This window comes from Streptomyces sp. NPDC001717, assembly GCF_042892775.1.
In the GTDB taxonomy this organism is placed as follows: Bacteria; Actinomycetota; Actinomycetes; order Streptomycetales; family Streptomycetaceae; genus Streptomyces.
Genome location: NZ_JBIAUK010000021.1, coordinates 134,201 through 147,099 on the forward strand (window position 1 = coordinate 134,201; position 12,899 = coordinate 147,099).

The window sequence follows — 12,899 nt, forward strand, 5'->3', positions numbered from 1 at the left end:
CGCACGGCCCGCACCGGGCCCGAGGGGCGGTGCGGGCCGGGCCGCGTACGGCGGCCCGCTACTTCTTCGTCGGGAGCGACGGGAGCTTGCCCGGTTCGCTCTTCTGGAAGGTGTCCGCGCCGGCGCCCTCCCAGGTGACCTTCAGGGTGGTGGCGTCCACCGAGTCGACCTTGCCCTTCGAGCGGGTCGCGCCGGCCGGGCACTTCAGGTCGAAGGACTTCCCGTCCGTGGTGCCCTCGCAGGTGGCGCCGGTGGCCGCCTCGACCACGAACGCCCTCTGGCCCTTGACCGTGAGCACCAGGCCCTTGCCCGGGTTCTGCATGGAGATCCAGCCGCCCTCCAGGCTGCCCGCACCCGCACCCGCACCCGAGCCCGCACCCGAGCCCGCACCCGTGCTCGCGGTGGCGGCCGGGGCGGGGGCCGAGGCGGCCGGGGCGGGCTTCTGGTCCGCCTTCGGGGAGGTGTCGCTGCCGCAGGCGGTCAGGGCCAGGGCGGCCGCGAGTCCGGTGGCGGCGAGGGCGGTGATACGCAGGTGGCTGTGCACGGGTAGTCCCCCAGGGAGGCGATGTGAGCGGCGGAACGCGCCGAAGCGGCGGCGGCCGGAGTGATCAGAGGCACTCGGGGACACGCTCGCGGGGCCGTGGCGGTTCCGCCCGCCGTGACTCAGGGGGCGCGGAGGGTCAGAGGTACTGCGCGAAGTCGTCCAGCGCCCGCAGGATCTCCGCCTCTCCGGCCGACGGGAGTTGGAGGACGACCTCCTCGATGCCCAGGTCGGCGTAGTGGCTGAGCTTGCCCGGGGTCGGCTGGACGGCGTACGGGACGACCTGGAGGGTCTTCGGGTCACGGCCGGCGGTCTCCCAGACCTGGCGCAGGGCCGGGAGGGACTCCGTGAGGCCGCGGCCGCCGATGGGGAGCCAGCCGTCGGCGTGGTCGGCGATGGCGGCGAACAGCTTCGGGCCCGCCGCGCCTCCGATCATGGTGCGGGGGCCGTGGAGGGGCGTGCCGGGGGCGAGTTCGCGGGCCGGCTGGGCCGGCTTGGGGTGGGCCTCGCTCGCCTGGACGGAGGAGTACTCGCCCACGTACGCCGTCGGCTCGGGCGCCCAGAGGGCGCGCATCAGGGCCATCCGGTCGCGGACCAGTTCGCGGCGGGTGCGCCACTCGACGCCGTGGTCGGCGGCCTCCTCGACGTTCCAGCCGTAGCCGATGCCGAGGGTGAAGCGGCCGCCGGAGAGGTGGTCGAGGGTGGCGACCTGCTTCGCGAGGTCGATGGGGTCGTGCTGGGCGACGAGGGTGATGCCGGTGCCGAGGTGCAGCCGCTCGGTCACGGCGGAGGCCTGGCCGAGGGCGACGAAGGGGTCGAGCGTGCGGCCGTACATCACCGGGAGCTCCCCACCCATGGGGGCGGGGCTGACGCGGCTGACGGGGATGTGGGTGTGCTCGGGGAGATAGAGCCCGGAGAAGCCGCGCTCTTCGAGGGCGCGGGCCAGGCGAACGGGCGAGACGGTGCGGTCGGTCAGGAAGACGGTCGTGGCGATCCGCATGTGCTGGCACCTCCGGGACGTGGGAATCGACGTAACGGTACGGGCTGGGCGCGCGAATGTTGAGGGGGCGTCAGATCGTGTGTGCGGGGTAGCGGGACAGCCAGGGCCCGCCGGTGGCGGTGGCCGTGGGGCCGTGGAGGCTCGGGCCCTGGGTCATCTCCAGGGCGAAGTCGTCGGCGAGTTCGAGGAGGGTGGCGCGGCCTTCGAGGTCGGCGAGCCAGGCGGCCGGGAGGGCGGTCTCGCCGTGCTGGGCGCCGAGGAGGGCCCCGGTCAGGGCGCCGGTGGCGGGGGAGTCGCCGCCGTGGTTGACGGCGAGGCGCAGGCCGTGCGGGATGTCCTCGGCGACGAGGGCGCAGTGGACCGCGATGGCGAGGACCTCGTCGGCGGTGCGGCCGTCGCCGGGGGAGAGCGCCTCGATCGTGTCGGGGCCGGGCGCCGCGCGGGTGACGGCGGACAGGGCGCGCTGGAGGGCGTCGGTGACGGGCTGGTGGCCGGGGCGGGCCCCGAGCAGGCCGAGGGCGCGCTGGACGGCGGAGTCGAGGGAGTCGCCCCGGGTCAGGCCGTGCACGATGACGGCGAAGGCGCCGGCGGCGAGGTACGCGGTGGGGTGGCCGTGGCTCTGTGCGGCGCACTCGACGGCGAGCTGGAGCACGAGGGCCGGTTCCCAGCCGACGAGCAGGCCGAACGGGGCCGAGCGGGCGGCGGCCGCGGCGCCCTGGGCGGTGGGGTTCTTCGGGCGGTCGAGGGTGCCGAGGGTGTCGTCGGCGAAGCCGGTGAGGGAGGCGCGGTCGGGGTCGCGGCGGACGTAGAGCCACTCCTGCTGCGCGAGCCAGCCGTTGTCCTTGCGGCGCTCGTCGGGGCCCCATTCGTTCTGGGTGGCCCACCAGCGGCGGTGGGCGCGGTGGACGTCGGTCGGCGGGTGCCAGGCGCCGGTGTCGCGGCGTACGTGGGCCCGTACGAGTCCGTCCACGGTGAAGAGGGTGAGCTGGGTGGCGGCGGTGACGGCGCCGCGGCGGCCGTGCGCGGGGGCGGGCTCGGTCAGGCCGTGCGGGCCGTGTTCCTCGCGGATGGCCGGGAGGGTGAGCGCGGCGACGGGCGCGCCGAGGGCGTCGCCGATGGCGGCCCCGAGGAGTGCGCCGCGGACCCGGCTGCGGAAGTCCTGCTGCTCGGCCCGACCCCACAGCCCGGTCGCCGCCGCCGGGCCGCCGGTGTCCCGGGGGGCGGTACGGGGGGCCGGAGCCCCGCCCGCTTCCGCCGTGCCGCCTGCCGCCGTGCCGCCCGGCGGCGTCGGCGTCGCGTGGCCTGCGACGGCGGGGCCGGGACGGGGCGGGGTGCTCCCGGCCGGCGGCGCGCCCGCGCCGATCGGTGTGCCGCCCGGCGGGGTGGCGGGGCCGGCCGGCGTGCCGCCGGGCGGGGTCGGCGCGGCCTGGGCCGTGGCGGTGGGGGCGGGCCCGGCCATGGGCGTGCCGCCCGGCGGGGTCGGGGAAGCGAGGTGTGCGGGGGCTGCCTGGCCCGCGGCGGCGGGGGCGGGCCCTGGCGCGGGTGCGGGCCCGGCCATGGGCGTGCCGCCCGGCGGGGTTGCCGCGGTCGGGGGGATCGGCCCGAGGGCGGCCGGGTCGGGGCCGGGGTCCTCGTTCCTCGTGCCGCTCGTACCGATCACTTCATCCACCCCCGGCTCACAGGCCTCCCGCCGCGCATGCGAACCCGCACTGTAGTGGACACGCCCGAACGAATTCGGAACGAGTGTGCCAAGCGGCACGGAAGCGGGGGGAGAACGGCCGGAAAGCGAACACTTCCGGCCGCGACCTGGCCGATGGCACGTTTTGCCACTTGTCGTGGACTGGGCCGGTCCCGGCCATGTCTCGTTCATCGGCGGTTTCCCGCGGCCGCCCAGTCTCGGCGGCATGAAGAAGGCCCTCCTCGCCGCGACCGTCGTCGCCTCCGCCCTCACCGCCTCCCTGGTCGCGGTCCCCGCCGCCTCCGCCGCAGGCTGGGACCTCCCCTGGTCCGGCCGGCACCACAACAACGACCGGTCCTCCATCCCCTTCACCGAGGCCTCCGTCACCGCCGGAGCCGACGGTTCGTACACCGTCAAGTGGAGTGCCACCGGCACCCGGCGCGTCCAGATCAAGGCGAACGGCAAGGTCGTCGCCCAGGGCGGCGCCAAGGGCGAGGCCGTCGTCACCGGGCTGCCCGCCGCCGACCGCCAGTGGTTCGACTTCGACCCCGAGCGCGGCGAGGGCCTGCGCCTCGCCGACCGCCTCGTCAAGCTCGAAGGCGCCGTCAACTTCCGCGACGCGGGCGGCTACCGCACCACCACCGGCCAGTGGGTCAAGATGGGTGAGGTCTACCGCTCCGACGCCCTCAACAAGCTGACCGCGAACGACCTGGCCAAGCTCCAGCGCCTGCGCGTCAAGACCGTCTTCGACCTGCGGATGCAGGACGAGCGCACCAAGGACGCCGACAAGGTCCCGGCCGGCGCCACCTACGTCGTCGCCGACGTCTTCGCGGGTTCCGGCTCGTTCCAGACCATGCCCAAGAGCCCCGACGAGGCCGTCAAGGCCATGGTCGACGCCGAGAAGGCCATGGTCGGCGGCGAGGGCGGCAAGAAGGCCTACACCCAGGTCTTCGACGGCATCCGCAACGACGACGCGCGCACCGTCCTCTTCCACTGCACCGCAGGCAAGGACCGCACCGGCTGGGCGAACGCCGCCCTGCTGACCGCGCTCGGCGTCCCCGACGAGACCGTGATGGCCGATTACCTGGCCAGCAACGACTACCGCAAGGCCGCCAACGACGCGATCCTCTCGCACCTGCCCGCCCCGCAGGCCGCCGTCTACAAGCCGATGCTCGACGTCCGCCCCGAGTACCTGAACTCCGGCTACGACGAGGTCAAGGCGAAGTACGGCTCCTTCGACCGCTACCTGAAGGACGGCCTCGGCATCGACGCCCGCGAGCTGAAGCAGCTCAAGAACGACCTGCTCGTGGGCTGATCCGATGAAACCCCACGGGAAGGGCCCGGCCGGAATACTCCCCGGCCGGGCCCTTCCCGTGCGACCCGGCCGGTCAGTCCAGGACCGGCAGCAGCTCCGGCAGGTGTCCGTCCGAGGCTCGGGCCGCCTCCTGGCGTTCCCGCGGGACCTCCCCGTACAGCGTCGTACGGGGCTTCGCGGGCCGGCCCGCCGCCTCCGCCACCGCGATCAGGTCCTGGACCGACTTGTACGATCCGTAACTCGAACCCGCCATGCGGGAGATGGTCTCCTCCATCAGGGTCCCGCCGAGGTCGTTCGCCCCGGAGCGCAGCATCTCCGCCGCGCCCTCCGCGCCCAGCTTCACCCAGCTCGTCTGGATGTTGGGGATGTGCGGGTGGAGCAGGATCCGGGCCATCGCCGTCACCGCCCGGTTGTCGCGCACCGTCGGACCCGGCCTGGCGATGCCCGCCAGGTACACCGGCGCATTGGTGTGGATGAACGGGAGCGTGACGAACTCCGTGAAGCCGCCCGTCCGTTCCTGGATCCGGGCCAGCGTGCGGAAGTGGCCGAGCCAGTGCCGCGGCTGGTCCACGTGCCCGTACATCATCGTGGAGGACGAGCGGATGCCCAGCTCGTGCGCGGTGGTGACGACGTCGATCCAGTCCGCCGTCGGCAGCTTGCCCTTGGTGAGGACCCAGCGGACCTCGTCGTCCAGGATCTCCGCCGCCGTGCCCGGGATCGAGTCCAGCCCGGCCTCCTTGGCGGCCGTCAGCCAGTCCCGTACGGACATCCCCGTCCGCGTGGCCCCGTTGACGACCTCCATCGGCGAGAAGGCGTGCACGTGCATGCCCGGGACCCGCTCCTTCACCGCGCGCGCGATGTCGAAGTACGCCGTCCCCGGCAGGTCCGGGTGGATGCCGCCCTGCATGCACACCTCGACCGCGCCCACGTCCCAGGCCTGGGCGGCCCGGTCGGCGACCTGTTCCAGGGAGAGCGTGTACGCGTCGGCGTCCGTACGGCGCTGCGCGAAGGCGCAGAAACGGCAGCCGGTGTAGCAGACGTTGGTGAAGTTGATGTTCCGCGTGACGATGTAGGTGACCTCGTCGCCCACCACCGACTTGCGCAGGTCGTCCGCGATCCGGCACAGCGCGTCCAGCGCGGGCCCGTCCGCGTGGAGCAGGGCCAGGGCCTGCTCGTCGGTGAGCCGCGTCGGGTCGTCCGCGGCCTGCGCGAGCGCGGCCCGTACGTCCGTGTCGATGCGCTCGGGCACCATGCCGGGGGCGGCGATCTCCCGCAGCGCCTCCCAGTCGCCGTACACCTCGTCGAAGTCCTCGCGGCGGTCGCCGGTGCGGCCCTCGGTGTCGATGGCGCTGTGCAGGTCGGTGCGGCCGTAGGCGGCGAAGCCCTCGTCCGGCTCCTGCCAGGGGCGGCCCTCGACCACCGCCGACTCGTTCGCCAGGCCCGTCTCCGCGTCGGCGAGCGCGCGTACGTGCGGCAGCAGCCGGGGGTCCAGCCAGGGCTCGCCGCGCCCCAGGAACTCCGGGTAGATGGTCAGGCGTTCGCGCAGCTCGAAGCCGGCGGCCGCGGTGCGCTCGGCCAGCTCGTCGATGTGCGGCCAGGGGCGCTCGGGGTTGACGTGGTCGGGGGTCAGCGGCGAGACCCCGCCCCAGTCGTCGATGCCGGCGCCGATGAGCAGGGCGTACTCGGCGTCCACCAGGTTCGGCGGGGCCTGGATGCGGGCGCTCGGGCCCAGGATGTGCCGGGCCACGGCGATCGCGGCGGCGAGCTCCTCCAGCTCCGCGTCCGGCATGCCGCGCATGGCGGTGTCCGGCTTGGCGCGGAAGTTCTGGACGATGACCTCCTGGACGCCGTGGTAGCTGCGCTGGACGCGCCTCAGCTCGAAGAAGGCGTCGGCCCGCTCCTCGTACGTCTCCCCGATGCCGATGAGCACGCCGGTGGTGAAGGGGACGTTGGAGCGGCCCGCGTCCTCCAGGACCCGCAGTCGGACGGCCGGGTCCTTGTCGGGGGAGCCGTGGTGGGGGCCGCCGGGCTCGGACCACAGGCGGGTGGCGGTGGTCTCCAGCATCATGCCCATCGACGGCGCGACGGGCTTCAGCCGCTGGAGGTCCGACCAGGAGAGCACGCCCGGGTTGAGGTGCGGGAGCAGCCCGGTCTCCTCCAGGACGCGGATCGCCATCGCGCGCACGTAGGCGAGCGTGTCGTCGTAACCGTGCGCGTCGAGCCACTCGCGGGCCTCGGGCCAGCGGTCCTCGGGGCGGTCGCCGAGGGTGAAGAGCGCTTCCTTGCAGCCCATCGCCGCGCCCTGGCGGGCGATGTCGAGGACCTCGTCGGGGGAGAGGTACATCCCGTGCCCGGCCTTGCGGAGCTTGCCGGGCACGGTCACGAAGGTGCAGTAGTGGCACTTGTCGCGACACAGGCGGGTCAGCGGGATGAAGACCTTGCGGGAGTACGTGATGACACCGGGCCGCCCGGCGGCGGCGAGCCCCGCGTCCCTTACGCGTGCGGCAGAGGCGGCGAGGTCCTTCAGGGCCTCGCCGCGCGCCTGGAGGAGTACGGCCGCCTCGGTCGCGTCGAGCGCGACGCCGTCGCGGGCCCGACGGAGCGCACGGCGCATCGCGTTGTCGGTCGGAGCGTCACTCGGAGTGGTCATGCGGTGAGCATACGATCCGTTCGAGCGCGGGCAGAGGGCGTCATCGCATCAGCTCACCGGCATTGACCAGCAGCGACTGGCCGGTTATCGCCCGTGCCCGGTCGGAGGCGAGGAAGGCGGCGGCGTCGGCCACGTCCCCGTCGGTGGCCAGATCCGGCAGTGCCATGCGGTCGGTGAGGCGCTTGTGCACCTCGGCCTCGGGCACGCCCTCGGTGTGGGCGGAGAAGGTGACGAAGGCCTGCACGGGCGGCCCCCACATCCAGCCGGGCAGCACGGTGTTGACGCGGATCCGGTGCGGGCCGAGCTCGCGGGCCATGGAGTACATGGCCGAGGTCAGGGCCCCCTTGGAGGCGGCGTAGGCGGCCTGCTGCACCTCGTTGGGCGCGGCGACCGCGGACTGCGTGCCGATGATGACGACGGAGCCGCCGCGTTCCTTGAGGGCGGGCAGGCAGGCGCGGGTCATGCGCAGCGTGCCGAGCAGGTTCACGTCGATGATCTGCTGCCACGTGCCGAAGTCGGCGTCCTCGATCCCGCCGAAGTACGAGTCCCACGCGGCGACGTGCACGACGGCGTCGACCCCGCCGAACCGCTCCTGCGCGAGCGCGACCAGGGCCTGGCACTGGGCCTCGTCGGAGATGTCGGTGGTCCGGTAGGCGGTGTGCACGCCGTCGGGGTCGATCTCGGCGGCCGACTTGGCGAGGTTCGCCTCGGTCCGCGCCCCGAGCACGGCGTTGCCCCCGTCCCGGACGACGGTCGCGGCCACCTGGTGCCCGAGGCCGGCCCCGACGCCGGAGACGATGACGGTCTTCCCTTGCAGCAGCATGCCGTGCCTCCTGGGGCGGGGCTCGAAGATCTGACGGGGCGTCAGGGTACGGGGGCGGTGCGGCGATGTGAAGGGGTGCGGGTGCGGGTGCGGGTGGGGCTCGGATGCGGTTCCGGGTGCCGCTGCGCGGAGCCGGTCCCCTACCCGCCCTTCCTCCGTTCCCCGGGCTCTGCCCGGACCCGGTCCTCAAACGCCGGACGGGCTGGAAGTCGGCCCCGGCCCGGCGAGGGTGAAGGGCTCGGGATGCCCGAAGCGCCGCCCCGCCCCACAATGGGCCTTACCCGGTGCCCCTGCTGCCCCCAGCGGAATGGAGATCGCCGAAGTGGCCCATCGCGACGGCCGCGGCCGTGCCACCGCGCCCTCCGCCCGGCCCGAGGAGGCCGAAGCGGCGCGTGGTGACTACTCCGGCGCGGTCTACGGCTCGCTGCTCGCCGCCTCCGTCGTGGTCGGCGCCGGAGTGCCCGAGGCGTTCCCCCGGCTGCACCTCGTCGTCCTGCTGCTCAGCACCAGTGTGGTGTTCTGGGCCGCGCACGTCTTCGCGCGCCTCTTCGGGGCCCGGATCGTGAGCCACCTGAGCTGGAGCGCGATGCGCAGCATGGCCAGGGAGGAACGCCCGATCATCGAGGCGGCCGTCCCGCCGGCCCTCGCCGCGGCCGTCAGCCCGCTGTTCGGGCTGGGCGCCCAAGGCATGGTGTGGCTGGCCCTCGTCGTTGCCCTGGCCGGCCAGGTGGGCTGGTCGGCGGTGGCCGCCGGCCGCGCAGGGGCCTCCCGTGGGCTGATGGCGGTCGCCGGCTTGGTCAACCTCCTGCTCGGCCTGATCATCGTGCTGCTCAAGGTCGCCCTCCAGCATTGAGCTCGGCGCCGTGCCCGAACCCCCACCGTGTGGGGCGCGCAGCCGCGCCGCTCAGCGGCCGGGCGCGTGTCCGTCCGTGCGGGCCACCGCCGCCAGGCGGCGCAACCCCTCCGCGATCTCCTGCGGGGTGTGCGTGGTGAAGGACAGGCGCAGGGTGCGCGGGTCCGGGGCGCCCGTGAAGAAGGGGGCTCCCGGGACGAAGGCGACGTCGTGGGCGATGGCCGTCCTCAGCAGGGCCGTCGCGTCGTGGCCCTCGGGCAGGCGCGCCCAGACGAACATGCCGCCCTCGGGCCGGTTCCACGTGGAGCCCGCCGGGAGGGCCTCCCCGAGGTGCGCCAGCAGGGCGTCGCGGCGGGACTTGTACGCCGCGCGGACCCGGGCGACGTGGGCGTCCAGGTCGGCGGCGGCGAGGTAGTGGGCCGCGGCCAGCTGGTCCACGGTCGAGGTGTGCAGGTCGGCCGCCTGCTTGGCGACGACGGCGGCCCGGCGCAGCGCCGCCGGTGCCCGCAGCCAGCCCAGCCGCAGCCCCGGCGCCATCACCTTCGAGAAGCTGCCGAGCAGCGCGGTGCGGTCCTCGGCCCCCGGGTGCGCGGCGATCCAGGGGACGTCCGCGCCCTCGTAGCGGAGCTCTCCGTACGGGTCGTCCTCCACCAGCCACAGCCCGAGCCGCGCCGCGGTCTCCGCGACCGCCGCCCGGCGGCCGGCCGGCAGGGTGCGGCCGGTCGGGTTCTGGAAGGTGGGGATCGTGTAGAGCAGCTTCGGGCGCTCCCGTATGACGAGATCGGCCAGCGCCTCCGGGATGATCCCCTCCTCGTCGCAGGGCACGGCCACCACCCGCGCCCCCGCCAGCCCGAAGCACTGGAGGGCCGCGAGGTAGGTGGGGTTTTCGACCAGCACCACGTCGCCCGGCTCGATCAGGGCGCCGGTGATGAGGGTGAGGGCCTGCTGGGATCCCGAGGTGATCAGGACGTCGTCCGCGCCGGTGGTCAGGCCGCGGGCGGTGGCGCGGGCGGCGACGGCCCCGCGCAGCTCCGGGGCGCCCTCGGTGGTGGAGTACTGGAGCGCGCGCCGCGCCGACGCCGCGAACGCGGAGTCGTAGGAGGCCCGCAGGCCCTCGGTGTCGAAGAGCTCGGGAGCCGGGAGGCCGCCGGCGAAGGAGATCACCCCGGGGCGTTCGGTGAGCGCGAGGATCTCGCGCACGGGGGAGCCCTCCACCGAGGTGGCGCGGGCGGCGAACGAGGGCGGCGCGACGGCGGAACGGGCGGCGGCAGCAGGCACGGTGGCTCCTCGGGAGTCGGGTGCGGGCATCGTAGCCAGAGAAATATGTATGCGACACCTATGTATCGCATGGCGAACGGGCGGGGCCGGCTCCGTCCGACCCCTCCCGATCTGACGTCGCATCAGCTAGACCGGTGCCATGACGACAGACAGGCAACAGGACACCCGCGTCGAGGACTACGCCGAGCTCGCGGCGGTCGGCCCCTACGGCGTCCACCCCGGCCACGCTCTGATCACCATGGTGGAACCGCACCCGGGCCACGAGTTCGCGTACAACCGCTGGTACGAGGACGACCACTACTACGCCGGCGCCATGGCCATGCCCTGGATGTACGCCGGCCGTCGCTGGGTGGCCACCCGCGACCTCCAGGAGCTGCGCTACCCGGAGAAGTCGGCCGTCGCCCAACCCGTCACGGCGGGCTGCTACATCTCGACGTACTGGGTCACCGAGGGCCGCTACGACGAGCACATGAAGTGGACCGTCGGCATCAACAAGCGCCTCAATCGCGACGGCCGCGTCTACCAGGACCGGACGCACGTCTTCACGTCCTTCCAGGACCACCAGGCCACCGTCTACCGCGACGGTGCGGCCGGCCCCCGCGACTTCCACGCCCTGGACCACCCGTACGCCGGGCTCGTGGTCCAGGTCGTCGACGCCGAAGGACCGGAGCAGCGGGCGGAGCTGCTGGAGTGGCTGCGGTCGAGCGCCCTGCCGAAGCGGTTGCACGGCTCGCCGGCCGCGATGGTGACGGTCTTCCGGCCGACGCCGCTGCCCGGCGACCGGATGACCTACGTCAAGCAGGTGGAGGGGGTCGACACCCGCCTGACGCTCCTCTGGTTCCTGGAGGCCGATCCGCGGACCTGCTGGGACCGCTTCCAGGGGCTGGACGCGGAGGTGGCCGGGTCGGGGCTGGGGCGGGTGGAACTGGTGGCGCCGTTCATCCCGACGGTGCCGGGGACCGACCGGTACGTCGACCAACTCAGGTAGCCGGGGCCCCGAACGACCGGGGTCCCGAACGACGGGGGATCCTGAGCGGCAGGGGATCCCGGACGGCCGGGCATGGCCGAGCCCCCTCGGCCAGGACGGCGTGCCGGTCGAGAGGGCTCACTGGGTGGTACCGGTGCTGCTGTTGGTGTCAGTCGGTTCGAGGCGGTTGGGACGCATGCCGTGACGTTCAGGCGAGGCGGCCCATCCGCCCCTCGGTGACGTCGGCGACGAACGAGGTCCAGGAGCCGGGCGCGAAGGTGAGGGACGGGCCGTCCTGCACCTTCGAGTCACGGACCGCGATGGCCTCCACGACGGGGGACTTGACCTCGACGCAGGCGCCGTTCCCGCCGGAGTAGGAGGACTTGACCCAGTTTTCCGTGGCGCCCTGACGAATAGCCATGTTTCTCTCCGGTTCAGCGAGTAGTGCCGGTGGGGCGTCGGCCGAATTCGTGCTTTCCGGCCGACGTGATCGACGCTACCCGCACCTCCCGACGTGCGAAGGGGACGTTCACCCGACCGGGTGGCATATTCCAGTCAGCCCTTCTGCGGCCGGGGAGTGACGGTGTACCGTACGGGCCCCCTCCCGCGACCTGCCCCCTTTTCCGGCCTTTTACTTCCCCTTGCCCGCATAGCCGTCGATGATCTCGCCGATGAACTGCCGCGTCTGTTCGACGTTGAGCGCCTGGGCGCGCAGGTGTTCGTACATCACGCTGTACTTCTGAACGTCGTTGGCCTTCTCCAGGTACAGATCGCTCGTGACGCCCTCGATGTAGACCACGGTCGAGTCCGACGCGTCCGGGAATTCCAGAATCGCGTACTGGCCGTTCATGCCCGGGTGCGCGCCCATGGTGAACGGCATCACCTGCACCGTGATGTACGGCTGCTCGGACTGCTCTATCAAGTACTCCAGCTGCCGGATCATCAGTCGCGCGTCCCCGACGTGCCGGCGGAGCGCCGCCTCGTCGATGACGGCCCACAGACGCAGCGGACCCACGTCGGGGTTGTTGTTGTCGGTCTCCGAGAGCCGCTTCTGGCGGTGCATCCGGACCTGGACGCGCTTCTCCACGTCGAGCGGGGCGGTCTCGGGCAGCGCGCCGCGGATCAGGGCCTGGGCGTACTCGGGGGTCTGGAGCAGGCCCGGAACCATCTGGGGCTCGTAGGTGCGCAGGCTGGCGGCGTCCGTCTCCAGACCGATGTAGACGCTGTACGGGATGTCGCCGAAGGCGTGCCACCAGCCCTGCTGGCGGGAGTCCTTCGCCATCTGCATCAGGGAGTCGACGAGCCGGCGGTCCTCGACCTCGTACACGTCGCACAGGTCGCGGACGTCGCGCTGACTGATGGAACGGCGGCCGTTCTCCAGCCGGCTGATCTTCGACTGGGAGACCAGGAGGCGCTCGGCGACCTGTTCGGCCGTCATGCCCTTGTCCTCGCGGAGCTTGCGCAACTCCATGCCCAGTCGGCGGCGTCGGACGGTGGGATTGACATTGGACGCCACGTGAACGGCACCTCCGCGTTCTTCTGTCTTCTTCTGCCGTGCGGCAGCTGTCTCTCTGCGTGCCTGATGTTGAGCAGACTGCCACCGAAGCGGTTCGCGCCGCTGGCGAACGGCAGGGAAAACAGACGCGCGGGGTGGGGGGGGCGGGGGGCCCCGCCCCCCCCCCCCCCCCCCCCGGGGCCGGGGGGGGGGGGGGGGGGGGGGGGGGGGGGGGGGGGGGGGGGCCCCGCGGGGGGGCTCAGGTCGGTCACGTGGATCAGGAGGGCAGGGCCGCGGCC

The 12,899-nt window shown here is 73.4% G+C and carries 11 protein-coding genes; 3 read left to right on the forward strand and 8 right to left on the reverse strand.

Features of this window, described 5'->3' with window-relative positions; translation table 11 throughout:
• Positions 1-58: 58 nt before the first annotated feature.
• From ACFYZL_RS27940 to ACFYZL_RS27950, 3 genes are all read right to left on the reverse strand, one after another.
• Entirely contained in the window at positions 59-544 is a 486-nt protein-coding gene (locus ACFYZL_RS27940; protein ID WP_388682721.1) for a hypothetical protein, read from the reverse strand.
• 136 nt (positions 545-680) lie between these two features.
• Positions 681-1,541, reverse strand: coding sequence for a TIGR03619 family F420-dependent LLM class oxidoreductase (locus ACFYZL_RS27945; RefSeq protein ID WP_384758759.1), 861 nt, complete (start codon positions 1,539-1,541; stop codon positions 681-683).
• A gap of 70 nt (positions 1,542-1,611) precedes the next feature.
• Positions 1,612-2,724 (reverse strand): ADP-ribosylglycohydrolase family protein, encoded by a 1,113-nt coding sequence (locus ACFYZL_RS27950; RefSeq protein ID WP_384758772.1) that lies wholly within the window; start codon positions 2,722-2,724, stop codon positions 1,612-1,614.
• A gap of 721 nt (positions 2,725-3,445) precedes the next feature.
• On the opposite strand from ACFYZL_RS27950, the gene ACFYZL_RS27955 reads away from it, so the two are divergent.
• Positions 3,446-4,534, forward strand: coding sequence for a tyrosine-protein phosphatase (locus tag ACFYZL_RS27955; RefSeq protein ID WP_388682723.1), 1,089 nt, complete (start codon positions 3,446-3,448; stop codon positions 4,532-4,534).
• A 73-nt stretch (positions 4,535-4,607) separates the two neighbouring features.
• Here the strand turns inward: ACFYZL_RS27955 and ACFYZL_RS27960 are convergent, their stop codons facing one another.
• Both ACFYZL_RS27960 and ACFYZL_RS27965 read right to left on the reverse strand, forming a co-directional pair.
• Positions 4,608-7,184 carry a bifunctional FO biosynthesis protein CofGH gene (locus ACFYZL_RS27960; protein ID WP_384757414.1) on the reverse strand — a complete coding sequence of 859 codons (2,577 nt, stop codon included), beginning with the start codon at positions 7,182-7,184 and terminating at the stop codon, positions 4,608-4,610.
• 40 nt (positions 7,185-7,224) lie between these two features.
• Positions 7,225-8,007, reverse strand: a complete 783-nt coding sequence (locus tag ACFYZL_RS27965) for an SDR family oxidoreductase (protein ID WP_385129746.1) — start codon at positions 8,005-8,007, stop codon at positions 7,225-7,227.
• Positions 8,008-8,329: 322 nt separating this feature from the next.
• Between ACFYZL_RS27965 and ACFYZL_RS27970 the strand changes: the two genes are divergently transcribed.
• Positions 8,330-8,860: a hypothetical protein gene (locus ACFYZL_RS27970; protein WP_388682727.1), complete on the forward strand. Its 531-nt coding sequence runs from the start codon at positions 8,330-8,332 to the stop codon at positions 8,858-8,860.
• A 51-nt stretch (positions 8,861-8,911) separates the two neighbouring features.
• On the opposite strand, the gene ACFYZL_RS27975 is transcribed toward ACFYZL_RS27970, so the two are convergent.
• The gene (locus tag ACFYZL_RS27975; protein ID WP_388682729.1) at positions 8,912-10,168 is read right to left on the reverse strand and encodes a PLP-dependent aminotransferase family protein; all 1,257 of its coding nucleotides are present in this window, start codon (positions 10,166-10,168) and stop codon (positions 8,912-8,914) included.
• Positions 10,169-10,277: 109 nt separating this feature from the next.
• Between ACFYZL_RS27975 and ACFYZL_RS27980 the strand changes: the two genes are divergently transcribed.
• The gene (locus ACFYZL_RS27980; RefSeq protein WP_384757426.1) at positions 10,278-11,126 is read left to right on the forward strand and encodes a hypothetical protein; all 849 of its coding nucleotides are present in this window, start codon (positions 10,278-10,280) and stop codon (positions 11,124-11,126) included.
• 187 nt (positions 11,127-11,313) lie between these two features.
• Here the strand turns inward: ACFYZL_RS27980 and ACFYZL_RS27985 are convergent, their stop codons facing one another.
• Together ACFYZL_RS27985 and ACFYZL_RS27990 are read right to left on the reverse strand one after the other, a co-directional pair.
• Positions 11,314-11,526: a DUF397 domain-containing protein gene (locus tag ACFYZL_RS27985; protein ID WP_384737058.1), complete on the reverse strand. Its 213-nt coding sequence runs from the start codon at positions 11,524-11,526 to the stop codon at positions 11,314-11,316.
• 210 nt (positions 11,527-11,736) lie between these two features.
• Complete coding sequence (locus ACFYZL_RS27990) at positions 11,737-12,621, reverse strand: helix-turn-helix domain-containing protein (protein ID WP_384757429.1); 885 nt, start codon at positions 12,619-12,621, stop codon at positions 11,737-11,739.
• Positions 12,622-12,899 lie beyond the last annotated feature (278 nt).